This is a genomic window from Sphingomonas sp. (genome assembly GCF_035714405.1).
Classification (GTDB): Bacteria; Pseudomonadota; Alphaproteobacteria; order Sphingomonadales; family Sphingomonadaceae; genus Sphingomonas.
On the sequence record NZ_DASTMA010000014.1, the window covers coordinates 82279 to 107646 of the forward strand.

The 25368-nt window shown below is 69.3% G+C and carries 18 protein-coding genes; 13 read left to right on the top strand and 5 right to left on the bottom strand.

What is annotated here, in order from left to right:
* Positions 1 to 13 precede the first annotated feature (13 nt).
* The 6 genes from kdpB (at position 14) to VFQ64_RS05345 (ending at position 8243) form a co-directional block, all read left to right on the top strand.
* Entirely contained in the window at positions 14 to 2026 is a 2013-nt protein-coding gene (kdpB, locus tag VFQ64_RS05320) for a potassium-transporting ATPase subunit KdpB (RefSeq protein WP_325102258.1), read from the top strand.
* A gap of 10 nt (positions 2027 to 2036) precedes the next feature.
* On the top strand, positions 2037 to 2630 hold the full coding sequence (gene kdpC / locus VFQ64_RS05325) for a potassium-transporting ATPase subunit KdpC (RefSeq protein WP_325102259.1): 594 nt from the start codon (positions 2037 to 2039) through the stop codon (positions 2628 to 2630).
* Positions 2627 to 5284, top strand: a complete 2658-nt coding sequence (locus VFQ64_RS05330; RefSeq protein ID WP_325102260.1) for a sensor histidine kinase KdpD — start codon at positions 2627 to 2629, stop codon at positions 5282 to 5284. Before kdpC ends, VFQ64_RS05330 begins: the two co-directional genes overlap by 4 nt.
* On the top strand, positions 5281 to 5961 hold the full coding sequence (locus tag VFQ64_RS05335; RefSeq protein ID WP_325102261.1) for a response regulator transcription factor: 681 nt from the start codon (positions 5281 to 5283) through the stop codon (positions 5959 to 5961). Before VFQ64_RS05330 ends, VFQ64_RS05335 begins: the two co-directional genes overlap by 4 nt.
* Before the next feature lie 76 nt (positions 5962 to 6037).
* Positions 6038 to 6826, top strand: coding sequence for a rhodanese domain-containing protein (locus tag VFQ64_RS05340; protein ID WP_325102310.1), 789 nt, complete (start codon positions 6038 to 6040; stop codon positions 6824 to 6826).
* Positions 6827 to 7040: 214 nt separating this feature from the next.
* Complete coding sequence (locus VFQ64_RS05345) at positions 7041 to 8243, top strand: multidrug effflux MFS transporter (RefSeq protein ID WP_325102311.1); 1203 nt, start codon at positions 7041 to 7043, stop codon at positions 8241 to 8243.
* 28 nt (positions 8244 to 8271) lie between these two features.
* On the opposite strand, the gene VFQ64_RS05350 is transcribed toward VFQ64_RS05345, so the two are convergent.
* The 5 genes from VFQ64_RS05350 to VFQ64_RS05370 form a co-directional block, all read right to left on the bottom strand.
* Positions 8272 to 9819, bottom strand: coding sequence for an acetolactate synthase large subunit (locus VFQ64_RS05350; protein ID WP_325102262.1), 1548 nt, complete (start codon positions 9817 to 9819; stop codon positions 8272 to 8274).
* Between the two features lie 158 nt (positions 9820 to 9977).
* Positions 9978 to 11531, bottom strand: a complete 1554-nt coding sequence (locus VFQ64_RS05355) for a carboxylesterase/lipase family protein (RefSeq protein ID WP_325102263.1) — start codon at positions 11529 to 11531, stop codon at positions 9978 to 9980.
* Positions 11524 to 12345: a LysR family transcriptional regulator gene (locus tag VFQ64_RS05360; RefSeq protein WP_325102264.1), complete on the bottom strand. Its 822-nt coding sequence runs from the start codon at positions 12343 to 12345 to the stop codon at positions 11524 to 11526. Before VFQ64_RS05360 ends, VFQ64_RS05355 begins: the two co-directional genes overlap by 8 nt.
* Positions 12346 to 12377: 32 nt before the next feature.
* Positions 12378 to 14810, bottom strand: coding sequence for a sodium:solute symporter (locus tag VFQ64_RS05365; RefSeq protein ID WP_325102265.1), 2433 nt, complete (start codon positions 14808 to 14810; stop codon positions 12378 to 12380).
* Positions 14807 to 15658 carry a CoA ester lyase gene (locus tag VFQ64_RS05370; protein WP_325102266.1) on the bottom strand — a complete coding sequence of 284 codons (852 nt, stop codon included), beginning with the start codon at positions 15656 to 15658 and terminating at the stop codon, positions 14807 to 14809. Before VFQ64_RS05370 ends, VFQ64_RS05365 begins: the two co-directional genes overlap by 4 nt.
* Positions 15659 to 15842: 184 nt before the next feature.
* Here VFQ64_RS05370 and VFQ64_RS05375 point away from each other — a divergent pair, with 184 nt between their 5' ends.
* The 7 genes from VFQ64_RS05375 to VFQ64_RS05405 all read left to right on the top strand — a co-directional run bounded on the left by VFQ64_RS05375 (position 15843) and on the right by VFQ64_RS05405 (position 25350).
* Positions 15843 to 18056 carry a TonB-dependent receptor gene (locus VFQ64_RS05375; protein WP_325102267.1) on the top strand — a complete coding sequence of 738 codons (2214 nt, stop codon included), beginning with the start codon at positions 15843 to 15845 and terminating at the stop codon, positions 18054 to 18056.
* A gap of 32 nt (positions 18057 to 18088) precedes the next feature.
* Positions 18089 to 19069 carry a PfkB family carbohydrate kinase gene (locus VFQ64_RS05380; protein WP_325102268.1) on the top strand — a complete coding sequence of 327 codons (981 nt, stop codon included), beginning with the start codon at positions 18089 to 18091 and terminating at the stop codon, positions 19067 to 19069.
* Positions 19066 to 21210, top strand: coding sequence for an SUMF1/EgtB/PvdO family nonheme iron enzyme (locus VFQ64_RS05385; RefSeq protein WP_325102269.1), 2145 nt, complete (start codon positions 19066 to 19068; stop codon positions 21208 to 21210). Before VFQ64_RS05380 ends, VFQ64_RS05385 begins: the two co-directional genes overlap by 4 nt.
* Positions 21200 to 23011, top strand: coding sequence for a beta-L-arabinofuranosidase domain-containing protein (locus tag VFQ64_RS05390; protein ID WP_325102270.1), 1812 nt, complete (start codon positions 21200 to 21202; stop codon positions 23009 to 23011). The genes VFQ64_RS05385 and VFQ64_RS05390 overlap by 11 nt, the downstream gene beginning before the upstream one ends.
* Positions 23008 to 24210: a CoA transferase gene (locus VFQ64_RS05395; protein ID WP_325102271.1), complete on the top strand. Its 1203-nt coding sequence runs from the start codon at positions 23008 to 23010 to the stop codon at positions 24208 to 24210. The genes VFQ64_RS05390 and VFQ64_RS05395 overlap by 4 nt, the downstream gene beginning before the upstream one ends.
* 112 nt (positions 24211 to 24322) lie before the next feature.
* Entirely contained in the window at positions 24323 to 24595 is a 273-nt protein-coding gene (locus VFQ64_RS05400) for a hypothetical protein (protein ID WP_325102272.1), read from the top strand.
* Positions 24592 to 25350 (top strand): DUF72 domain-containing protein, encoded by a 759-nt coding sequence (locus tag VFQ64_RS05405; RefSeq protein ID WP_325102273.1) that lies wholly within the window; start codon positions 24592 to 24594, stop codon positions 25348 to 25350. The genes VFQ64_RS05400 and VFQ64_RS05405 overlap by 4 nt, the downstream gene beginning before the upstream one ends.
* The last annotated feature ends 18 nt before the right edge of the window (positions 25351 to 25368 follow it).

The window sequence follows — 25368 nt, forward strand, 5'->3', positions numbered from 1 at the left end:
AGAGTCTGCTGAAATGTCCGATCAAACCTCTCTCTTCACGGGCCCGCTGATGGTGGCGGCGACCCGCGACGCCGTGCTCAAGCTCGATCCGCGCGCGCTGATCCGCAACCCGGTCATGTTCGTGACCGCGATCGTGGCGGCGCTGTCGACCGTGCTGCTCGTCAAGGGGATTGCGACCGGAACGGGGGACTCCGGTTTCGAGGCGCAGCTCGTCTTCTGGCTGTGGCTGACGGTGCTGTTCGGTAATTTCGCCGAAGCGCTCGCCGAGGGGCGCGGCAAGGCGCAGGCCGCGTCGCTGCGCTCCACCAAGGCCGATCTTTCGGCAAAGCGCCTGATCGGCGTCGGCGAGGCCTGGTCCACGGTGCCTGCGGCGCAGCTGATGATCGGCGAGATCGTGCTGGTCGAGACCGGCGATCTGATTCCGGCGGACGGCGAGGTCGTGGCCGGCGTCGCGAGCGTCAACGAGGCCGCGATCACCGGAGAGTCGGCCCCCGTCATCCGCGAAGCAGGTGGCGACCGTTCGGCGGTGACCGCGGGAACGCGCGTCATTTCCGACAGCATCAAGGTGCGCGTGACGGCGGCGGCCGGACAGGGTTTCCTCGACCGCATGATCGCGCTGGTCGAAGGCGCGAGCCGGCAAAAGACGCCCAACGAGATCGCGCTGACGATCCTGCTCGCCGGGCTGACGCTGATCTTCCTGATCGCGGTGGGGACGCTGCCCGCCTTCGCCGCGTATGCAGGCGGGTCGCTCGCCGTGCCGGTGCTGGTGGCGCTGTTCGTGACGCTGATCCCGACCACGATCTCCGCCTTGTTGTCGGCGATCGGCATCGCCGGGATGGATCGGCTGGTGCGCTTCAACGTGCTCGCCAAGTCGGGCCGCGCGGTCGAGGCCGCCGGCGACATCGACACGCTGCTGCTCGACAAGACCGGCACGATCACGATTGGCGACCGTCAGGCGACCGCCTTCCTGCCGGTCGCCGGGATCACCGTGGAAGAGCTGACCGCAGCCGCGCGGCTGGCGAGCCTGGCCGACGAGACACCAGAGGGCCGCTCAATCGTGGTGCTCGCCGGTGCCGGCGAGGCGATGCCGGCCCATGCCGAGCCGATCGCCTTCACCTCGCAGACGCGGGTCTCCGGTCTCAAGATCGGCGAGCGCGAGCTGGTCAAGGGCGCGGTCGACGCCGTGCTCAACCGGCTGGGCCCGGTCGCCAACGCCGACGCGTTGCGTGCGATCTCGGACGGGGTCGCGCGGCAGGGTGCGACCCCGCTCGCAGTCGCCGACGGCAACCGTCTGCTCGGCGTCGTCCAGCTCAAGGACATCGTCAAGGCGGGCATCCGCGAGCGCTTCGGCGAGCTGCGGCGGATGGGCATCCGCACGGTGATGATCACCGGCGACAACCCGCTCACCGCCGCCAGTATCGCCGCCGAGAGCGGGGTCGACGATTTCCTCGCCGAGGCGACGCCGGAGGACAAGCTCGAGCTGATCCGTAAGGAGCAGCAGGGCGGCAAACTCGTGGCGATGTGCGGCGACGGCACCAACGACGCCCCCGCGCTCGCCCAGTCCGACGTCGGCGTGGCGATGAACACCGGCACGCAAGCCGCGCGCGAGGCGGGCAACATGGTCGACCTCGACAGCGACCCCACCAAGCTGATCGAGATCGTCGGGCTCGGCAAGCAGCTGCTGATGACGCGGGGCGCGCTGACCACCTTCTCGATCTCCAATGATGTGGCCAAGTACTTCGCGATCCTGCCGGCGATCTTCGTCGTGCTCTATCCGGGGCTGGGCGTGCTCAACGTGATGGGGCTGGGCAGCCCGGAAAGCGCGATCCTGTCGGCGATCATCTTCAACGCGCTGATCATCCCGGCGCTGGTCCCGCTGGCGCTTAAAGGTGTGAAATATCGACCCGCACCGGCGGGGACGCTGCTTGCCCGCAACCTCGCCGTCTATGGCGCGGGCGGCCTAATCGCGCCGTTCGTCGGCATCAAGCTCATCGATATGGCCGTTACCGGCCTCCGGCTCGTCTGAGGACAATCCCATGTTTACCGAAGTCACCCGCGCGCTGCGCCCGGCGTTTGTCCTGCTGCTCCTGCTCGCCGCCGTCACCGGCCTCGCCTACCCGGCGCTCATCACCGGCGTCGGCCAGCTCGCGATGCCCTTCCAGGCAAACGGCAGCCTGGTCCGGGATGGCGAGCGCGTCGTCGGATCGGAGCTGATCGCGCAGGGCTTCACCAGTCAACGCTACTTCCAGCCGCGCCCGTCGGCGGCCGGCAAGGGCTATGACGCATCGTCGACGGCCGCGACCAACCTCGCGCCCGGCTCCAAGGACCTGCGCGACGCGATCGCCACCCGCGTGGCGGACGCTCGCGCGCAAGGCATGACCGGGGGGATCGTTCCCGCCGACCTGGTCACCACTAGCGCCTCGGGGCTGGATCCCGATCTCAGCCCCGAGGCGGCCTTTTCGCAAGCGCCTCGGATTGCTCGCGCCAGAGGCCTGGGCGAGGCGCGGGTCCGTGCGCTGGTCGATAGCCGCATCGAATATCCGCTGCTCGGCATGGTCGGCGAGCGCCGGGTCAACGTGCTGCTGCTCAATCGACAGCTCGACCGGATGGCGTCTAACACGTCGCGATGAACGATGCCGCCCGTCCGTCGCCAGAGGCGCTGCTGAAGGCGGCGCGGCGGGAAGCGCGGGGGCGGCTCAAGATCTTCCTCGGCGCGGCACCGGGCGTCGGCAAGACCTTCGAGATGCTGCGCGAAGGCGCGGACCTGCTGCGCAACGGGCTCGATGTTGTCGCCGGCGTGGTCGAGACCCACGGCCGCGCCGAGACCGAGACGCTGGTAGCGCCCTTTGAGGTGCTGCCTCGTCGTACCATCGAGCACGGCGCGCATACGCTCGCCGAGTTCGACCTCGACGGCATGCTCGCGCGCAAACCCCGGGTCGCGCTGATCGACGAGTTCGCGCACACCAACGCGCCGGGCAGCCGCCATCCCAAGCGCTGGCAGGATATTGAGGAGCTGCGCGACGCCGGCATCGACGTGCTGACGACGCTCAACATCCAGCATGTCGAGAGCCTCAACGATGTCGTCGCCGGGTTCACGCGCGTCCGGGTGCGCGAGACGGTGCCGGACGCGATCCTCGACGACGCCGAGATCGAGATCGTGGACCTGCCGCCCGACGAGCTGATCGAGCGGCTAAAGGCGGGCAAGGTCTATGTCCCGCACGAGGCGACGCGCGCGCTGGGCCATTTCTTCTCGAAGTCGAACCTATCGGCGCTGCGCGAGCTGGCGCTGCGCCGCGCCGCGCAGACGGTGGATCGGCACCTGCTCGATCATGTCGCCAGCGTCGGCGAGCGCGGCACCTGGGCGGCGGGGGAGCGGGTCGTCGTCGCGATCGGCGACCAGCCCGGCGGCGACGCGCTGATTCGCGCCACCAAGCGGCTGGCCGACGCCCTGCACGCGCCGTGGACGGCGGTCAGCGTTGAGACGCCGCGCAGCGCCACGCTGAGTGCTGCGGCGCGCGAGCGCATGGCGCACGCGCTGAAGCTCGCGACCGGACTGGGCGCCACCATCGCCACCGTGCCGGCGCGCTCCGTGTTCGACGGGCTGTGCGCGCATATCATCGAGACGCGTGCGACCGCGGTGGTGGTCGGCAAGTCGCGCCGGAGCTGGTGGTTCGAGCTGCGCCACGGCTCCGTCGTGGACCGGCTGGTGCGGGTGCTCGACGGCGTCGCGGTGCATGTCGTCCCCGTCGCCGGGGTGGTGCCGGCGGACGCCGAGCCACGCTCCGTCCGCCCGCCGGCGACGCGCGGCGTCCTGCTCGGGCTCGGACTGATCGCGCTGACCACGGCGGCGGCGATCGGCATCCAGCCGCTGATCGGACCCAAGTCGGTCGACCTCCTCTATCTGCTGCCGGTGATCGCCACCGCGACGCTGTTCGGCCTCAGGCCGTCCCTGGCCGCCAGCGTCGCGGCGGCGCTGGCGTACAACTTCTTCTTCCTGCCGCCGCTCTACACCTTCACCATCGCCGATCCGCAGAATGTCGTGACCCTGCTCGTGCTGACCATCGTCGCGGTCGTGGCGAGCCACCTCGCCGGCGGCCTGCGGCGCGAGGCGACGATCGGCGCGCGCACCGCGACGGAGAACGCGGCACTCGCCGCCTTCGGACAGCGGCTGGCGGCGGTTTCCGACGAGGCGGGCACGGCGGCGGCGGTGTGCGAGGAGGTGGCGCAGCTGCTCGACGTCTCCACCGTCCTGTTCGCGCGCGAGGGCAACAGGCTGACCGTGATCGGCGCATGCCCGCAAGGTCCGTCGATGGGGCCGATCGACATTGCCGCAGGCGAGTGGGCGTTCGACCGTGGTGAGGTGTCGGGGCGCGACAGCGGCACGCTCACCGCCAGCGACTGGCAGTTCCATCCGCTGGAGACGGCGCTGGGGGTGCTCGGCGTCCTGGGGATCGCGCGCCACGGTCGCGGCGATCCGGTGCCGGCGGACAAACGTGTCCTTTTTACTACGCTGATCGGCCAGGCCGCGCTGGCGCATGAACGCCTGAAGCTGGAGGCGAATGCGCGCGAGGTCAGCGCGCTGCAGCAGCGCGACGACCTGCGCGCAACGCTGTTGTCCTCGATCGGCCACGATCTGAAGACGCCGCTCACCGCGGTCGTCGCCGCCGCCGACGCGCTGGCCGCCGAACATGGCGCGTCGCCGACGACCGCGACGCTGAAGGGGGAGGCGCGACGGCTCCGCCGCGTCTTCGACGACCTGGTCGAGATGACGCGGATCGAGGCGGGCGCGCTGGTGGTGCGGCGCGAGGCGACCGACCTGACCGACGCCGTTGCCGCCGCCGCGCAGGACCTGCGCGCCGAGCTCGCCCGCCACCGGCTGGTGCTCGACGTGCCGCCGACGCTGCCGCTGGTCGAGGCGGACCCGCGCATGCTCCACCATGTCCTCATCAACCTGCTGGGCAACGCCGCCAAGTTCGCACCCGCGCAGACGCCGATCACGGTCAGGGGGCGACGCGCCCCCGACGGGCTGACGCTGGCGGTGCTCGACCAAGGCCCGGGTCTGCCGCAGGGCCGCGAGACGACGCTGTTCGATCGCTTCACCCGCGTCGACGGCGACGATATGAGCGGCGGCACCGGGCTGGGGCTGGCGATCGTGAAGGGTTTCGCCGACGCCATGGGGCTGGGGGTCAAGGCGCGCAATCGCGACGAGGGCGGGGCGGTGTTCGAGGTGGTCTGGCCCGAGGTGGCGATCCGCCGGACCTTGCAGCAGGTCGAGCGGCGATGACCGGTACGATCCTGATCGTCGACGACGAACCCGCGATCCGCCGCCTGGTGCGCGGTGCGGTCGAACGCGCCGGCTACTCGGTCGACGAGGCGGCGACCGCGGCCGAAGGCGTGACGGCGGCGCGGCGGGAAGGCTGCGAACTGGTGCTGCTCGATCTCGGCCTCCCCGACCGGGACGGCCTGGAGCTGGTGCCGCTGCTTAAGGCGCTGGGTCGGGCCGTGATCGTCCTGACCGCACGCGACGAGACCGCCGAAAAGGTCGCCGCCCTGGACCTCGGCGCCGACGATTATGTCGTCAAGCCGTTCGATACCGACGAACTGCTCGCCCGCATCCGGACCGGACTCCGGCACCGTTCGGGTGGGGCGGGCGACGCAGCTGTCGTGACGGTGGGCACCATCGTCATCGACTTGCCCGCCCGCCGCGTGTCGCGGGAGGGGGCGGAGGTGAAGCTGACGCGCAAGGAATATGCGGTGCTGGCCGAGCTGGCCCGGCACCCGGACCGCGTCGTCATCCATGCCCATCTGCTCCGCGCGGTATGGGGTCAGGCGCATGCGGAGGATGTCGAGTATCTGCGCGTCACCATGCGCGGGCTGCGGCTCAAGCTCGAAGAAGACCCTGCATCGCCGGTGCTGCTGAGAAACGAACCGGGCATCGGCTATCGCCTGACCAGCGGCTGACGGACTAGGTGCGGGCCCTATTGAAGCTTGACTGGAAAGCGCGACTTTCGTCCCGGTGAACGACGAAGCTCCATCGATTTGCGTGGCCGCGCTGTATCAATTCGCGCGGTTCGAGGATCCTGGCGCCATCCGGCGCTCGCTGGCGGAGCTCTGCGACCAACTGGCATTGAGGGGCACGCTGCTGATCGCGCCGGAAGGATTGAACGGGACCATCGCCGGCTCGCGCTCCGCGATCGACGCGGTGCTCATCCATATCCGCGCCTTGCCCGGTTGCGCGGCGGTCGAGGTCAAGCTGGCCCGAGCCCCTGCCGCGCCGTTCGATCGCATGAAGGTGCGCGTGAAGCGGGAAATCGTGACCATGGGCGAGCCCGGCCTCGATCCGCTCACCGACGCGGGCCGATATGTCGAGGTTGAGGACTGGAACGCGATGGTCGACGATCCGGATACGATCGTGATCGACACCCGCAACGCCTATGAAGTGGCGCTGGGAAGCTTCGATGGCGCGATCAACCCCGGGACGAGGAGCTTCAGCGAGTTTCCCCAATGGTTCCGGTCTTTCCGCGCCGAACGCGAGCGAGACGGTGTGATGCCGCCGATCGCGATGTTCTGCACCGGCGGCATCCGGTGCGAAAAGGCGACCGCGTTCCTCAAGGCCGAAGGGCTCGACCGGGTCTATCATCTGAAGGGCGGCATCCTTGCTTACCTGGAGGGTACACCGCCCGGCGCGAGCCGCTGGCAGGGCGAGTGCTTCGTCTTCGACCAGCGCGTCACCGTCACGGCGGAACTCGTGGCCGGCAAAGCGCGATTGTGCCCCAGGTGCCAACGCTCGTTCGACGGCCAGGCTTGTGTTGCTTGTACCGATTGAGACGATCGTCCTTGTGCCTGGTCCCGAAAGTGCCACATGCTGCACTGCAGCGAAGACAGCGGGCAACGGATCGGCGAATAATGGTGATACGAAGTAGCGGATGTTCCGCCCGGCGTCGTCGGGCCGCGCAGCCCGTGGCGGGCCGGTGCCGGTGAGCACGCGCGCGGATCTTTCCGCCGCGACCGCGGATGGCGCAGTGACGCCGCTCGGCCGCATGGGGCGCCGCGAATTCGTCGTGGTGATCGCGGCGCTGATGGCGGTGAACGCATTAGGCATCGACATGATGCTGCCGGCTCTGGCCGACATCGGCGCCGAGCTGAGGATCGCCGACGCCAACGATCGCCAGTGGGTGGTGACCGCCTACATCCTGGGTTTCGGACTCGGGCAGCTCGTTTATGGGCCGTTGGCGGATCGCTTCGGACGCAAGCCTGTTCTCGCGATCACCCTGGCCGGGTTCGTGGCGGCCAGCCTGTTCGCCGCCGAGGCGACGACCTTCCCGGCCTTGCTCGGCGCGCGCTTGCTGCAAGGCTTCATGTCGGCCTCCACCCGCGTCGTCGCGGTGGCGATGGTGCGCGACAACTTTTCGGGTCGGCGCATGGCGCGCACCATGTCGCTGGCGCAGATGATCTTCTTTGTGGTGCCGATTATCGCGCCCAGCATCGGCGAGCTGCTGCTGTCGTTTGGACCTTGGCGGATCATCTTCTATGCGCTCGGCGCCTTCGCGGCGGCCGTGCTCGCCTGGTCGCTGCTGCGGCTGCCCGAGACGTTGCCCACCACCCGCCGGGTCGCGCTATCCGTGTCGACGGTGGTCGAGGGCTATCGCGCTACGCTCACCAACCGCCACTCGCTGGGCTATGCGATCGCGTCGTCGCTGACCTTTGGCGGCATCATCGGCTTCGTCGCCTGCTGCCAGCAGATCTTCGTGGAGCGGTTCGGGGCGGGTGACCGGTTCGCGCTGCTGTTCGGCCTGTGCGCGTTCTCGATGGGCTGTGCGTCCTTCGCCAACAGCAGGCTGGTCGAGCGGCTCGGAACACGGCTGATCTCGCAGACCGGGGTGTTCGCCTTCATCGCGCTGTCGATCGCGCACATCCTCACCATTGCCGCAGGCGCCGAGACGCTGTGGAGCTTCATCCTCTTCCAGGCGCTCAGCATGACCTGCATCGGCCTGTGCGGGTCGAACTTCGGCGCGATGGCGATGGAGCCGGTCGGCCACATCGCCGGCAGCGCGTCATCGGTGCAAGGCTTCATCACCAGCATCTGCGGCGTCATCGTCGGGTCATGGATCGGCCAATCCTATGACGGCACGACCTTGCCGCTGGCGGTCGGCAACCTGCTGATCGGCCTCGCCGTGCTCGCGGTCATCTATGTGGTGGAGCAGGGCAGGCTGTTCCGGCCGCACCACCCTGCCGCTGGCTAACGAAGCCGGAAGGCCTGCACCCCGAAGCCTATAGCTTCACCTCGATCAGCACGGGACCATCGGCCCGCAGCGAGTTCACCAGCTGCTTGTGGAAGTCCTCGGCCGTCTCCACCGATACCGCGGGAACGCCCATCGACTTGGCCATCGCGGGCCAATCGATCTTGGGCCGGTCGAGGTCGATCATCGACAGCGCGCGCGGGCCCGGCGCGCTGCCCGCGCCCATGTTGGAAAACTCCGCTTTCAGGATCGCATAGCTGTTGTTGGCGAAGATGATCGTCGTGATCGGCAGCCCCTCGCGCGCCTGCGTCCACAGCGCCTGGATCGTGTACATCGCGCTGCCGTCGCCGGTCATGCAGATGGTCCGCCGATCCGGGCAGGCCAGCGCCGCGCCGGTCGCCACCGGGGGCGAGTAGCCGATCGAGCCGCCCATGTTGTTGATCAGGTCGTGCGGCCGCGCGCCGGCGGTGTAGCCCATCGTCTCGCGCCCCGTGGTGAGTGATTCGTCGACGATGATCGCGCCTTCCGGGATCGCGGCGGCGAGCGCATGCGCGATCGAGATCGGGTTGAGCGGCCCTGTGGGCACCGGTGTCTCCACCCGCTGCTGGACCAGCGCTGCGCCGCCGGCGGGCCCGAGCAGGTCGAGCAGCATCGCCAGCGCCGCCGCGCTGTCCTCGTCCGCCTCGGCGAGCGCATGGACTTGCGTACCCGGCGCCTTCAGCAGGCTGGGCTGATCGGGATAGGAGAAGAAGGCGACCGGCTCGGTCGTCTCGACGGTGATGAGATGCTTGAACGGCTTCAGGAAAGCGAGCGCCGGCGCCACCGAATAGGGGATGCGCTCCAGCGGCGTGCGGCCCGCGCCCCGCTCCATCCGGGCGGTGAAGAACTGCGATCCCAGCCGCGCGCCGGCCTTGCCCGCGACCTGGCCGGCGAGCGACAGCGCCTCGCCGCGCGTGGCCTTGTTGGCGAGGATGATGAGCGCCGGCTCGCCAGAACGCAAAACCTTGGCGACCTGCTCGACCCGCTGCCGGTCCGGCGCGCGCCGGGTGCGGCTGGGTTTGGGCAGGCGGACGATCTCGCCCGCGTCCTGCCAGCTTGCGTCGCCTGGCAGGATCAGCGTCGCGATACGGCCGGGGTGCTCGCTCGCCTTGGCGACGCCGGCTGCGACGTCGGTGGCAACCGAGGCGGCGCCGTCGATGCGCCGGACCCAGTGGCTGAGCGGCCGCGCCAGACCCTCGATGTCACTGGTTAGCGGCGCGTCGTATTTCAGGTGGCTCGACGAATGCTCGCCGACGACGTTGACCATGCCCGACGACGCGCGCCGGGCATTGTGGATGTTGGCGAGGCCGTTCGACAGGCCCGGACCGAGATGCAGCAGCGTCGCGGCGGGCGCGTCCTTCATCCGGTACCAGCCGTCGGCGGCGCCGGTCGCCACGCCTTCGAACAGGCACAGCACCGGCTTGATACGCGGATTCTCCAGCGCCGCGAGAAAGTGCATCTCCGACGTGCCGGGGTTGGCGAAGCAGACCTCCACCCCCTGATCGGTCAGCGTTTCCACCAGATGTTCCGCGCCGTTCATGCCTGCTCCTGCTTGCGCTTTGACTTTGTCGAAAGCGCCTTAGAGGTTTCGATCGCGCTTGGCGCCTTTTCCGTCAGCTCGGGCATATATGGTCGCGGGTCGAGGTGCGCCTTTGCGCCGGCAGCGGCGAAGGCCACCCGGCGGCAGCGCGCGGCCGGTCAGCTTCCGGGCTGGGTATAGGGGGCGACCGCGAACAGCTCGCGCTGCCAGCCGCGCGGGTCGTCCACGATGCGGCCGCCTACGTCGAACACCATCGTCGCCCGCCGCTCCAGCGTATAACGCGGCCAGGGTGACGCGCCCGGCAGGTCCGGCGCGCCGGTGCGGGCAAAGGCGACGAAGCGGTCCTGCATCGCGCGCGACGCAGCGCGCACGTCCGGCCCTTCGCCGGTCCCGGCTCCAGGCGCGTTCGCCGTGCCGAAGACAAGGGGCACGTCGATGCAGTGAAACGCGCCGCGCCGTGGATCGGCACGCGAGGTGAAATCGACCTGGTAGAACCAGACCGGCGCGTCGGCGCGCGCGCGGGCCTCGGCCACCTCCAGCTGACCGCGCCAGCTGCGTCCGGCGGTGGTCGCGAGGAAATAGACGTCCGCGGGCGACGCGGTCGGCAGGCGGCGGCGATACTCCGCGACGATCCGCTCGGGCGCGACATCGACCGGCAGCTCGTCGGCGATGCGCGGCGCGACGTTGCTCCAGCTCATCGTCGACACGAACGGCGCGTCGGGATCGACGAACGCCCGCATCTCGTCGCGCGCGTTGCCGGTCATCATCGGAACGTGGCGCGACATCGCCGGCGCGTCGGGCCAGAAGGGATGGCGCGGGAGCGACCGCAGGTCGAGCACCGGCCCCATATAGACCGGGCCACCCAGCACCGGATCCTCGGCGTCCAGCGCGGCGATCAGCCGCTCCACCGGCAGCGCCGCCGCTTCGCTGACGCCGACCCCCAGCTTCGTCAGGAACGCTTGCGCCCGGCGGGTCGCATTGCGGGGCCCGCTCGCCGTCACCTGCTGGCCGCTCATCGTCGCGGCGCGGTGGATCAGCCCTTGGGCGGCGGGCATGGCGAGCAGCGTCGTCACCTTGCCGCCGCCACCCGAGTCGCCGAACGCCATCACGCGGGCGGGGTCGCCGCCGAACGCGGCGATGTTGTCGCGCACCCAGCGCAGGGCCAGCACCAGGTCGAGCTGGCCGGCGTTGCCGCTGTCCGGGAAGCGCGGGTCCAGCCGCGCGAGATAGAGATAGCCGAGCGCGTTCAACCGGTGGTTGATCGTCACCACCACGACCTCGCGCCCGGCCAGGTGCCGCCCGTCGCTGACCGGGTCGGAGCCGCTGCCGAACGCATAGGCGCCGCCATGGATGTAGACCATCACCGGCAGCCGCGCGCCCGATCGTGCCTCGGGCGTCCAGATGTTGAGGAACAGGCAGTCCTCGGACTGCGGCTGTCGCTTGCCGCGCTGTGGGCAGACCGGCCCGAATGCTCGCGCGGGTTGCACGTCCCGCGCCTGGGGCTCGGCGGTCGGCGCCCGGAAGCGCTCGGCCCGGCCATAGCGGATGCCGAGAAAGCGGGTCACGCCATTGTCCAGCCGCTCGCCGGCGAACCGTCCGGCCGGGCATGCCACCTCCGCCGCCCCGGTGCGGCCGAATGCCGCGCCGGCGGCGACCAGCGCCGTGGCGCCGGCCATCACCGTGCGCCGCGTCGGCCGGTCGGGCTCAGCCATGCGTCACCGCCCGGGCCTCGGCGAGCAGCACGTCGACCTGCCGCATCCGGATGGTGCTGCGCGACCACACCACGCCCACCCGGCGGCCGATCTCCGGCGTCGGCAACGGCAGCCGCACGACCTCGATCCCCTCGGGCCAGGGTGGCGACCAATCGGGAACGAGCGAGACGCCCAAGCCCCGGTCGACCATCACCGCGATGGCGTTGAGCGCATTGAGCTCGAAACGCTCGTGCGGCCGGATGTCCGCCTTGCGCAGATACTCCTCCGCATGCCGGCCGCCCCACTGGTTGCGGTCGTAGCGGATCAGCGGTTCGTTCGCGAGCAGGTCGTGCGCGCTGCGGTGCGCCAGCCGCGCCGGCGCGAGCACGATCAGCGGCTCCTCGCGCAATACCATCCAGCCGCTGGTTTTAGGCAGCGGATACGGCGCCTCCAGCACGAATGCGGCGTCCAGGGTGCCCCCTTCCACCTGAGCATAGAGCTGGGCGGAGTTGCCGGACTCGATGTGGACCTTGATGTCCGGAAAGCGCGCGCTGACCCGCGCCAGGATCTCGGGCAGCATCCCCATCAGCGGCGTCGTGCAGGCGCCGAGATGAAGCTCGCCGCTGAGCGCGTCGTCATTGGCGATGCTCTTCAGATCGGCGGCGTCGCGCAGCAGCTGGCGGGCATGGGGCAGGATGCGGCCGCCCTGTTCCGTCATGCGCACCGTCCGCCCGACCCGGACGATCAGCGATGCGCCCAGCTCGCGCTCGAGCGACTGGAGCTGCTGCGCGATCGCGGACGGGCTGATGTCGAGCGCGCGCGCGGCGGCGGCCATCGAACCCTGATCGACGACGGCGACGAAGGTTCTCAGGACGTGGACGTCGATGCCAGCCGCTCCGGTTCGATGTCTGGCCTGCCCTTGCGGCCGCCGCCCGTGAAGACCGTCATGCCATCGAGCTGCTCACGCGTCGGCGGCGGGAAGAAGAGGCTGGCGAGGTAGCCGATCACGATCGACATGACGATCGCGATCGCCAGGTAGAAATAGGGGTGAACCAACGCGAAGATCCACGCGATCAGCGTGATCACCGACGCCGCGACGATGCCGATCGCGGTGCCCTGCCAGTTCGCGCGCGTCGTGAACATGCCGAGCGTATAGGCGCCGGCGCAGCTGCCGCCCAGCAGCCCGAACAGCTCGATCGTCAGGTCGAGCAGCGAGTGGATGTCGAGCCGCGACAGCACCACGGCGATGGCGACGCCGACCAGCCCGACCAGCACCGTCATCCACTCGGCGAAGCGTACCGCCTGCTTCTGGGTCGGCGGCACGCGCTTGAACTTCTCGTAGAAATCGACCGACAGCAGCGTCGCCACCGAGTTGATCGTGCCGCTGAGCGTTCCCATCGCGGCCGCGAACAGGCCGGCGATGATGATGCCGGTGACGCCGTGCGGCAGCTCGGTGCCGATGAAGCTGGGGAACACCGCGTCGACCGGCAACAACGGGTCGAGCCGCCCGGGATTGGCGCGGTAATAGGCGAACAGCGTCGTGCCGATGATGTAGAACAGCAGCCCGGCCGGGAACAGGACAGCGGCGAAGAACCACACCGAGCGGCTCGCCTCCTTCTCCGAGGAGGTCGACAGGACGCGCTGCATCAGCACCTGGTCCTTGGGAAAGGTCAGGATGGTGTCGAAGGTGTAGAGGATCAGGAAACCCCAGATCGTCGGGGTGGTGAAATCGAAGCTGACATTGACCAGCTTGGTCTTGTCGAACTCCGCCGCCGTGGACACGATCTGGCTCAGCCCGACGGCGTTGATAATGAACCCGATCGCGAAGATCGCGCCCGCCATCAGCACCACGACCTGAAAGACGTCGGTCCACACCACCGCCTTCATGCCGCCGAGTGCTGTGTAGACGATGGTGCACAGCCCGATCACCAGGATGCAGCCGACCACGTTCATGCCGGTGATCGTGCCGATCGCCAGCGCCGGCAGGAACAGGACGATCCCCATCCGCCCGCCGACATGCATCAGGATCGCCAGCGCCGACGACAGCATGCGGATGATCGGGTGGAAGCGCGTCTCCAGATAGCCGAACACCGACACCAGGTTGAGCCGCCGGAACAGCGGGATCACCCAATAGGCGACCGCCACCAGCGCGAACACCGTGACGATCTTGGACATCATGTACTGCCAGTCGGTGTCGAACGCCTTGGCCGGCACCGCCAGGTAGCTGATCGAGCTGGTATTGGTCGCGAACATGCTGATGCCCGCCGCCCAGAACGGGATGGTGCGCGAGCCGAGGAAGAATTCGCTGGTCGATCCCATCCGCGAACGGCTCCAGAAATAGAAGCCGATCCCGAGCATCGCCGCCAGGTAGGTGCCGATGATCGACCAGTCGAGCCAGCCGAGCGGACGACGCTGCAGCTCCAACTCCGCGGCGGCAACGGTCAGGCCGCCGCCGGTGGGGCTGACCGAGACGATGCCGTTGCCGAACGGCGTGATCGCGGCACTTGCCGCCACCCGGTGACCGAGCGGCGCCCAAGCGTCGGTGACCGCGCTGTAGCTGTACCACTCCGCGTCCCGCCCCGCGCCGACCAGGTAGAGGAGATAAGCCTGGCCGATGGCGCGCGGCGAGCCGGCGACCACGGGTCCGGGCGCGGCGGAACGGGCGACCCATCCCTCCTTACCCGTCCAGCGTAGCTGGCGGTCGCCGCCCGCGGTCGCGAGCGTCAGGAACAGGGTCGGGCCGCGCGCCGCCAACGCGACAGGCTCGCCGGCGCCGGGCCAGGGCGCGGTCGCGGTCCAGCCGCCGCCGGCAACGGGAACCCGCAGCATCCGCGGCCGACCGCCGGCGTCGCGCCCGACCACCACCAGCGTCTCGGCCAGCAGCGTCGCCTGCGCCGAACGCAGCGGAACCGGCAGCGGCGGCAGCGCGCGGAGTTGCAGCGCCGCGTCCGCCGTCCCGATCATCGCCACCCGCTCGATCTGCCCGCCCGCTCCGAACAGCAACGCGGCGCGTCGGCCGTCGCTGACGCCGCCGGTCACGCCTCCCAATCCCGCCGCACGAAGCGGTGTCCAGGCCGAGCCGCCAGCGCGCAACATCGCCGCACCACCGCCACGCACCAGGACCGGTTGGCCTTCGAGCGACACCAGGACGGGCTTGCCGGTGCCGGGGAGGGTGGTCAGCGCGGGGAGGGCGCGCGCCTTCACCGCCGTCACGCCGCCGCTCGCCAGCGCGGGCACCGACCAACAGGCGCACAGGATCGTCAGGCATGCGATCAGCCAGCGGGTCACGGCCATCGTCATGCGTCTTCCTCCGGGTCGTTCGCCGCCAGCATCGCTTCGGCCTGGCGGATCATGGGAGCGTCGATCATCTCGCCGTCCAGCGCGAACGCGCCGCGTCCCGCCGCTGCCGCGCCCCGCGCTCCGGCGACGATGCGGCGGGCGCGTTCCATAGTGACGGCTCCAATCCCGAACACCGTGTTCGCGATGGCGATCTGGCTCGGGTGGATGCAGCTCTTGCCGAGGAACCCCAGGCTGCGCGCAAGCTCCGCCTCGCCCCGGAACCCCGCGGCATCCGTCAGGTCCGGCCAAGCGCCGTCATAGGCGAAGCAGCCGGCGGCACCCGCCGCCACGCGGACCGTCCACAGCGCCGCATGGACATGCTCCCGGCGCCGCCCGATGCCGAGTTGGGCGAATAGGTCGTTGAGCCCGACCTGCAGGCCGGCGACCATCGGGTGCGCCACCGCGATATCGCCGGCACGGATGAGGCCGCGCGCCGTCTCGATGTTGACCAGCAGCCGCGCCGGGGCGGCCTGGGCACGGCACTGCAGGATCGCCTCCGCCGCCGCCCGCACCGCCTTGGCGCTCTCGCCTTTGGGAAGGTTGATCAGGTCAATCCGGGCATGGGCCAGAGCGATCAGATCGTCTTGAAAATGCCCGCTGTCCACCGCGTTAATGCGGACGATGATCGTCTTGCCGGTCGCGCGGATCGCGTCGCCGGCGAGAAACTCGGCCAGCCGCATCCGCGCTGTCGTCTTGGCGTCAGCGGGCACGGCATCTTCGAGATCGAAGGAAATCGCGTCGGCATCGCTGCCAAGCGCCTTGGCGAAGAAGTCGGGACGCGTGGCGGGGACGAACAACTTGCTACGCAACGCTTCCTCCCCCAGTCGGCACGCGATTGCGTTGCGGACCACGGAAAAGCTACCGTGTACTTGGCTGGATAGGCAAGGTCGCACACGGACACCGCGCGAAACCGACGGTGTGAACGCAGCCGACCATGGTTTTATTGGGGCGCCCGCGCCCGGTACACAGCGGCAAAATACGAGGGAGGGGATAATGAAGGATTTCGCTCGCGTGGCGCTCGCCACGCTTCTGGCGTCGACCGCATGGTCGGGCGCAGCCGCCCAGCAAGCCGGCCCGCAGCCCGCCGAACCGACCGTAGCCCAGGAGGCCGCCACCACCGGCGACGTTCCCCCGGAGGACGACACCAGCGGCCGCGACGTCATCATCACCGGCAGCCGTACGCCCAAGGCCGTGGACAAGATCCCCGGCGCGGTCACGGTGGTGACGCCGGCGGAGGTGCAGCGGTCGCTGGCGATCACCGAGGACAACACCGCCATCCTGGCAAAGACCGTCCCCGGCTATTCGGAATCGAACCAGACGCTCAATACGCTCGGCGAGACGCTGCGCGGCCGTGCCTCGCTGTATCTGTTCGACGGCATCCCGCAGTCGACGCCGCTGCGCGACGGCAGCCGCAACGCGACCTTCACCGACATGTCGATCGTCGAGCGGATCGAGGTCATCAGCGGCGCGTCCGCGTCCGAAGGCATCGGCGCGGCGGGTGGCGTGATCAACTACATCACCAAGCGCGCCACGCGTGAGGGCTTCCACGCCAATGTCGGCGGCCGGCTGGGCACGCAGTTCCGCGACGACAGCGGCATTTGGGGCATCAAGGGCGATATCGCCTACAAGAGCGGCGGCTTCGACGTGTTCGCCGCCGCCGCTTATGTAGATCGCGGCGCCACCTATGACGCGCGCGGCCGTCGCATCGGGCTCAGCGCGTCGAGCTCGCTCGCCGACACCGAGCAGAAGAACTTCTTCCTGAAGACCGGCTTCAACTTCGGCGAAAGCCAGCGGCTCGAGCTGACCGGCAACTTCTTCCGGCTCGCGAGCAAGGGCAATTACCGCTATGTCGCGGGTATCCGCCCTCCGGCCGGCACCGACCAGACCACCGGGCTTCCGGACACGTCCGAGCGCGGGCCGCAGCTGGTCAATGGCGGCGACGTGCTGCGCACCGAATTCAACGAGTTCAAGCAGGCGGCGCTCAACTACAGCAACACCGATCTGTTCGGCGGCAGCCTCCTCGCCACCGCTTATTACGCGCGGCAGGCGATGCGCTTCGGCGGCGAGAATACCGACGATCGCCAGGATCCGCTGATCGCGCCGATCGGCACGCTGGTCGACCAGTCGGAGATCAACTCCAAGAAATACGGCCTGCGCACCTCGTACACGTTGCCTGAGTTCCTGACGGGGCTGGAGGTCCGGGTCGGCATCGACGCGGTGTACGACAACACCGAACAGCGCCTGGCGCTCACCGACCGCGTGCTGGTGCCGCCGCTGAAATACACCAGCTTCGGTCCCTACGCGCAGCTGTCCTACGACATCGGTCCGGTGACGATCACCGGCGGCGTCCGGCACGAGGACGGCCGGGTCAAGGTCGACGACTACAACACGCTGTTCCGCCGCAACCGTGCCTTCGTCACCGGCGGCACGCTTAAATATACCAACGACCTGCTGAACGGCGGCATCATTGCCCGGTTCGGCGGCGGCTTCTCCGCCTTCGCATCGTACAGTGAAGGGTTCACGCTGCCCAATGTCGGCATCCCGCTGCGCAACATCAGCACGCCGAATCAGTCGGTAGAGGGCATCGTCGACCTGCAAGCGGTGATCTTCGAGAACAAGGAAATCGGTGCGAACTGGCGCGGCAGCTGGGGCAGCTTCGGCGCGTCCTATTACCGGTCCTACTCGCGGCTCGGCGCCAACCTGTCGGTCGATCCGGCGACGCTCGACTTCGTGCTCAACCGGCGGCCGGTGCGGATCACCGGCGTCGATGCGACGGCGGAACTCCGGCCGGTCTCCTGGCTGCGCCTCAACGCGCTGTACAGTCATGTGAAGGGCATGACGAGTGCGGCCAACAACATCACCGAGCCCCTCAACGTCCAGCTCGGCATCACCAACATTGCGCCGGACAAGTTGAACCTGACGGCGACGGTGATGCCGACGCCGGCGTTGGCCTTCTCTCTCGGCATGGATCAAACCATGGATCGCACCGTGCGCACCGGGGCGGTGGTGACCGAGCGCACCAAGGGCCGCACCCTGTTCGACGCCACCGTGCGCTACAAGATCGACGATCTCGGCACCGTGTCGCTGGGCGCGGAGAACCTGTTCAACAAGTTCTACTTCCTCGCCTTCTCGCAGATCGACTTCTTCCAGAACTATTTCGCCGGTCGCGGTCGTACCGTGACGCTGTCGCTGCGTAGCGACTTCTGAGCGGGGCCGATCGCGGGTCGGGGAGCGAAAACGTGGTCGACCCGCGATCCGGCGGTCAGGTGCTGGTCGCCGGCTCCGCCAATGCCGACATGGTGGTGCGCGCCGCGCGCATCCCCGCGCCGGGGGAAACGGTGCTCGGCGGCGATCTGACCGTCAACCCGGGCGGCAAGGGCGCCAACCAGGCAGTCGCCGCCGCGCGGGCGGGGGGCGCGCGGACCGCGATGCTGCTGGCGCTGGGGCAGGATCCGGCGGCGGACCTGCTCCAGCGATCGCTGACCGAGGCGGGCGTGACGCTGCACGTCGTCCGCAGCACACGTCCGACCGGCGCGGCGCTCATCACCGTGTCGGATACGGCCGAGAACGCGATCACCGTGGCGCCGGGTGCCAATGCGACGCTCGCGCGCGAGCACCTGCCGGAACTCGCGAAGGTGGAGTGGCTGGTGATGCAACTCGAAACGCCGATCGAGACGGTCACGGCTTACGCACAGGCGGCGCAGGCGGCGGGGGTCGGCGTGATGCTCAACGTCGCCCCGGCGCGCGCGGTGCCCGACGCGCTGCTCGCCGCGACCGACGTGCTCGTCGCCAACGAGGAGGAGCTGGCGATCATCGCCGGCAGCGAGCTTTCGATCGTCGATCGACTGGCGTCGCTGGACGTGCCGATCGCGATCGTCACGCTCGGCGCGCGCGGGTGTTGTGCGTGGCACAGCGCCGGCATGATCGTGCAGCCCGCGTTCCGGGTCGAGGCCGTGGACACCACGGCGGCGGGCGACACCTTTTGCGGTGCGCTGGTGGCGGCGTTCGCGCGCGGCGACGCGCTGCCGCTGGCGCTGCGCACCGCCAGCGCCGCGGCCGCGCTCGCGACGACGCGGCCGGGCGCGCAGGTGAGCATCCCCACCCGCGCCGAAGTCGATGCGCTGCTCGCGACCGATGGCGACAGCGCCGGTGACGTCGCGGAACTCGCGCGTTTCTGCGGCCTTCCCATCGCTTGGATCGAGCAGACGGGCGAACGATGACGGACTCTCCCCATCATACCACCAGCGACGTCAAGTTCAGCCACGCGCTGACCGGTCCGTACCTTCCCGCGCCCGGCAAGGTGCCCGGCTGGCCGTTCCAGGAGATGGGCCGCTGGACCATCGACGTCGCCGGCGCGGCCGAGGAATGGCTGACGGGATTGCGCGAATGGCGGCGCGAGCATCGCCTGCGCATCGGCCTGGACGACAGCCTGTACCGCCATCCCGATCTCGCCTGGTCGCAGGCGAACTTCGTCCATGCGTTGACGATGGTGGAGGACCGGTATTTCTTCGATCCGGGGACGGGCCGCTACACCGTGGACCGCTATCTGGACGATCTGGAGGCGCGCTTCGGCGGCGTCGACAGCGTGCTACTGTGGTACATCTACCCCAACATCGGCGTCGACGACCGCAGCCAGTTCGACCTTGTCCACGACCTGCCCGGCGGCCTAGACGGGCTGAAGCTGGCCGTTGCCGACTTCCACCGGCGCGGCGTCAAGGTCTTCCTGCCGACCATGCCGTGGGATCATGGCACGCGGGAGGGCGATGCGCCCGATTGGGAGCGGATGGCCGACATCGTCGCCCGCGTCGGCGCCGACGGCATCAACGGGGACACCTATTCGGGCGTACCGCGCGCCTTTCACCTCGCCTGCGAGAAGCGCGGGCGCGCGGTCGTGCTGCAGCCGGAGTCGACTGCGCAGGCGGGCGATCACATCCTCAGCTGGAACCTGCAGAGCTGGACCAAGCGGGTGCCCGACGAGTCGATCCCGCGCGTGGTGAAGCTGAAATGGGTCGAGCCGCGCCATATCGTCCAGATCGAGAACCGCTGGAGCCGCGAGCGCTGGAGCGACCTGCAACACGCTTTCTTCAACGGCATCGGCTATGTCGCGTGGGAGAATGTGTTCGGCTTCGTCAACCGGCTGACCGACCGCGACGCGGCGGCGCTGCGGCGGGTGGCGATGATCCAGCGCGCCTTCGCGGCGCTGCTGTCGACCGATGAGTGGGTGCCATACGACCGGACGCTCCAGGCCGGCGTCTTCGCCAGCCGCTTTCCGGGCGCCGGCCGGACCCTTTGGACGCTCATCAACCGCCAGGAATATGGCGTCGCGGGCGAGCAGATCGCGGTCGCTCATGTTGACGGTGCCCAGTATTATGATGTCTGGCACGGCCACGCGATCGAACCGCGCATCGCCGACGGTCGCGCCTTCTTCGATGTCGAACTCGAACCCCGAGGGTTCGCCGCGCTGCTGCAGGTCGCACCCGGCGGCGAGGGGGAGGGGCTTGCCCCGTTGCTGGCCGCCATGCGCGAACACGCCACCCCATTGGCAGACCGTTCGGCGACCTGGTCTCCAGAACCACAAGTCTTGGTCCCGATCGCCCCGACCCCCGCCTATGGCGCCCCGCCGGAGGACATGATGGCGATCCCCGCCGCCACCTTCGACTTCGCGGTGCACGGCAGGGTGATCGAGGGCTACGCCGCCGAGGGCGTCGACGTGCAATACCCCTGGGAGCCGAGCCCCCGCCGCTTCCACCGGCACCGGATCGACATCGCCGCCTTCGCGATAGACCGCTTTCCCGTCACCAACGCCGGCTTCAAGGCCTTCCTAGACGCTACCGGCTACGCCCCCGCCGACCCGCACAATTTCCTGCGCCATTGGATCGACGGCGCGCCCGCCGTCGGCGGCGAGCGACAGCCGGTGGTCTGGGTCGGGATCGAGGACGCGCGCGCCTATGCCGGCTGGGCGGGCAAGCGCCTGCCGCATGAGTGGGAGTGGCAATATGCCGCGCAAGGGCTCGACGGGCGGCGGTATCCTTGGGGAGACGACTGGCGCCCCGACGCCGTGCCCGCGCCGTCGCTTGCCCGCACGATGCCGGCCCTGGCCGACGTCGACGCCTATCCGGAGGGCGCGAGCCCGTTCGGCGTCATGGCGACCACCGGCCATGTCTGGCAGTGGACCGACGAGTATCTGGACCGCCATGTCCGTGCGGGTGTGCTGCGCGGCGGCAGCCCCTATCAGCCGCAAAGCTCGCACTGGTACTTCCCGCAAGGCTATACGCTCGACAGCCATGGCAAATACCTGCTGATGGCCCCGTCCAAGGACCGCTCGGGCGGGATCGGATTTCGTTGTGCCGTTGACCTCTAGCGTGGCGATGACGCTGGCCGCGCCCGGCGCGGTGACGCTGGGCGGACTGCTCGGCGACGCGGTGGAGGCGAACCGCCGCGGCCGGCTGTCGACTTTCATCACCGGGCCCGACAGCCCACCGATCACGATCTTCGACCCCGCCACCGTCGCGGCCAACGAGGGCGGCGACTGGTATGGCGAACATGCCGGCAAATGGCTCTACGCCGCCGCGCGCGCAGCGGTCCGCGCCGACGACACCGCGTTGCTCGCTCGCGTCCGCGCGGTCGCCGATCACCTCGTCGGGTTGCAGGACGCCGAAGGCTATCTCGGCAACTACCCGCCGCACCGCCGCTTCACCGTCAAGCAGCCGCCCAAGCCGGTCAGCTGGAACGGCGAGCCGGCGCTGCGGACCTGGGATATCTGGACCCATGCCTATCTGATCCTCGGCCTGCTTGAGGTCGCGGGTGCCACCGGCGACGACCGTTACGGCGCGGCGGCCTGCGCGATCGGCGACCTGGCGTGGCGTACGCTGTCCGGAAGCGACGTGCGGATCACCGACCTCGGCAATCATTTCGGCCTGTCGGCGACCGTGCTGCTCGACCCCGCCTGCGCGCTATATTTTGCGACCGGGGAACGACGCTACCTCAACCTCGCCCTGCTGGTGCTCGAACAGGCGGAGGCCGATCCGCACAGCGCCTTTCTGACGGCCGCGCTGGCCGGCGCGGATCCGTCCGAGATCGCCACCGGCAAGGCGTATCAGCTGCTCTGGAATCTGGTCGGCCTGGCGAAGCTGCACCGCGCGACCGGCGAGCGGCGCTATCTGACGGCGGTCCACCTGCTGTGGGAGAAGGTCCGCCAACACCATCTGACGCTCGGCGGCGGGCCGTGGGGCGGGGTCGCGCACCGTTCGCGAGAGGTGTTCAACCCGGCCGGCGTGTTCGATCCCCATGCCTATGTCGAGACCTGCTCGACCATGGCCTGGATTCAGCTCAACCGCGAGCTGCTGACCATCCTGGGCGAGGCGAAGTTCGCGCAGGCGATCGAGCGCAGCGCGTACAATGACCTACTCGGCGCCCAGTCCGCTGACGGCGAGGATTGGTGCTATTACAGCTTCCCCAACGGCAAGCGCGTCCACACCACCTATTGGCGCTGCTGCAAGTCGAGCGGCTCGATCGCGGTCGAGGAACTGCCGGAGCTCGCCTATGGCGTGACCGCGGGGGGCGAGATCGCGATCAACCTGCTCGGCCCGTCGGCCGCCACGCTCGACGTGCCCGGCATCGGTGCCGTCAGCGTTTCGCAGGTCACCGATTATCCCCTGGCCGAGACGATCGAGATCGTCGTCGACGCTGGCGGGGCGGAGGTGCCGCTGCTGGTCCGCATCCCCGACTGGGCCGACGGCGCGACGCTGACGGGCATGGATGGCGCGCTCACGCCCGACACCTACGCCCGGGTGCTGACCGCCGGCACGGTGACCCTCACCCTGCCGATGCCGCCCCGCCTCCACCACGCGGTCGCGCGCAACGTGCAGGAATCGCTGGCACCTGACGGATCGCGCGTCGCGCAGGAGGTGCTGCGCCGCGACTATGTCGGGCTCACCGCCGGGCCGCTGGTCTACGCCACCCAACTGATCGACGGGTTCAAGGCCGAGGAGACCGTGCGGCTGGGCGATGACGCGGTGCGGGCCGGCGACGACCGAACGCTGCTCCTGATGCCGCGCGACCGCGCGCCGATCGCGTTCGAGCCCTATTACCGCGCCGATGGCCGCCGCGACGGCGCGTGGCGTCTGACCTGGCTCCGCGTTGCACCGGAGGCCGGCGCGTGACCGCGTTCCGCAGCCCCAAGCGCACCGGCCCCGCCGGGCCGCTCACCGGCATCAAGGTGCTCGATCTCAGCGCCTATATCGCGGGCCCCTATGGCTGCACGTTGCTCGCCGACCAGGGCGCCGACGTCATCAAGGTGGAACCCCCGACCGGGGACAATCTTCGCCAATATCCATCGACGCTGGAGGGCGAGAACCGCGCCTTTTTGGGCGTGAACCGGTCCAAGCGCGGCATCGTGCTCGACCTGAAGCAGGATGGCGACCGGCGCATCCTGCTCGATCTCGCCGCCGAGGCCGATGTCCTGGTCCACAATTTTCGGCCCGGGGTCGCCGAGCGGCTTGGGATCGGCCACGCCACGCTCGAAGCGCTGAACCCGCGGCTGATCTATTGCGTCGTCACCGGCTATGGCGAGACCGGGCCGCTCGCGGGGCGTGCGGGTTACGATCAGGTGCTGCAGGCGATGACGGGCATGTCGCGGCTGCAAGGTAAGGCCGGTGGGCCGCCCGAGCTGACCTACGGCTCGCCGGTCGATTACTATGCGGCGGCGCTGGTCGCGGGCGGCGTCGCGTCGGCACTGTTCGAGCGTGAGCGGAGCGGCGTCGGCCAATATGTCGGCGTGTCGCTGTTGCGCAGCGCGATGACCATGCAGTCGGCGCGGATGGTCCAAGGCGACGGCGAGCGCCACGATGTCGCCCGCGACATGCGCTCCGGCGGTATCACCGGTCTGCACCCGACGGCGGAGGGGTGGCTTTACCTGTCGGCCAACACCGCCCGCTTCTGGGCCGCTTTGTGCGAGCGCACCGGCCTTGCCGCGCTGGCGGCCGAACCACGCTATGACACCGTCAAGAAACGCGCGGTCCATGCCGACGAGCTGGTCCCTCGGCTGCGATCTGTCCTGCTGACGCGATCGGCCGAGGCGTGGGAAGACCTGCTCGCCGACGCTGTGCCGTGCTCGGTGGTGCGTTCGGTCGAGGACATGTTCGAGCACCCGCAAGTCGTCGCCGAGGAGCTGATGGCGGTCATCCCCCATGCTGGCCTCGGCAGCTATCGCGGCGTCACCCGCTCGATCAAATTCTCGCGGACGACGGGCCCGGACCCGTTCGCCGCGCCGCTCCTCGACGAGGATCGTCAGGCGTTGCGGGGTGGATACGAGCAGGCGCGCGCAGCTGGCGGCCAAGCGCGTGCAGAACACCCGGGCTGAACCCGACGGGGCCGGTTGCGTCATGGCTCCACCGCTGATGTCACCGCTCGTTTGCATGCCACGACAACGAAGATCCGTTTCGTGCGTTACGCAGACGAAAGGAGTTCCAGACATGGAGATCATCAAGCTGCCGCTCGGCGAGATCGCGCCGGAGGAGAGCGACTGCATCAGCATCGACAAGGCCCCCGACGGCAGCTTTCAGCTGAACACCAGTGCGCTCGGCGCCTGCGACACCGGCGATGACGCGGAATCGACGGCGGTGATCGGCAGTCAGCCCTATCCCAGCTATGACGCGGCGGAAGCGGCCGGGCTGGCGATCGCCGCCGAGCAATGCGTCAGCACCGTCTATATCGCGCGCGAGACGGGGATGGCCGGGGAAGGATGAGGGCCGGCCCGGTCCTGATCGGGACCGCGGGCTGGTCGATCCCCACCGCCCTGGCCGGTCGCTTCGGCGGCGACGGCGCGCACCTGCATCGTTATGGCCGCGTGTTGCGGGTGGCGGAGATCAACTCCTCCTTCCACCGGCCGCACCGCGCGGGCACATATCGGCGCTGGGCCGACAGCGTACCGGAAGACTTTCGGTTCTCGGTCAAGCTGCCCAAGACGATCTCGCACAAGCAGCGGCTGATCGATGTCGAAGGCTTGCTGGACACGTTCCTCGCCGAAGCGTCCGCTTTGGGGGAGAAGCTTGCCGTCTGGCTGCTACAATTGCCGCCGAGCTTCGCGTTCGACGGGGCCACCGCGCGGGCATTCTTCACGCTGCTGCGACAGCGCAGTCCGGCGACGATCGCCTGCGAACCGCGCCACCCGAGCTGGTTCGACCTGGAGCCCGACGCGCTGCTCGACAGCCTTGGGGTAGCGCGTGTCGCCGCTGATCCGGCGTTGGTCCCGGGTGCCGAACGTCCCGGCGGCTGGCGAGGGCTGCACTATCACCGGCTGCACGGGTCGCCGCGGATCTACCACTCCTCCTACAACGAAGCATGGCTCCGCGACCGCGCCACCGGCTTGGCGGCAGCGGCCGCCACGGGCACCCCGATCTGGTGCATCTTCGACAACACCGCATCAGGTGCCGCAGCTGCCGACGCGCTGACCCTCCGGGCGATGCTCGATACGGGCGACGAGCCGCAAGCCACGCTGTGATCTCGCTGGTAAAGCCGT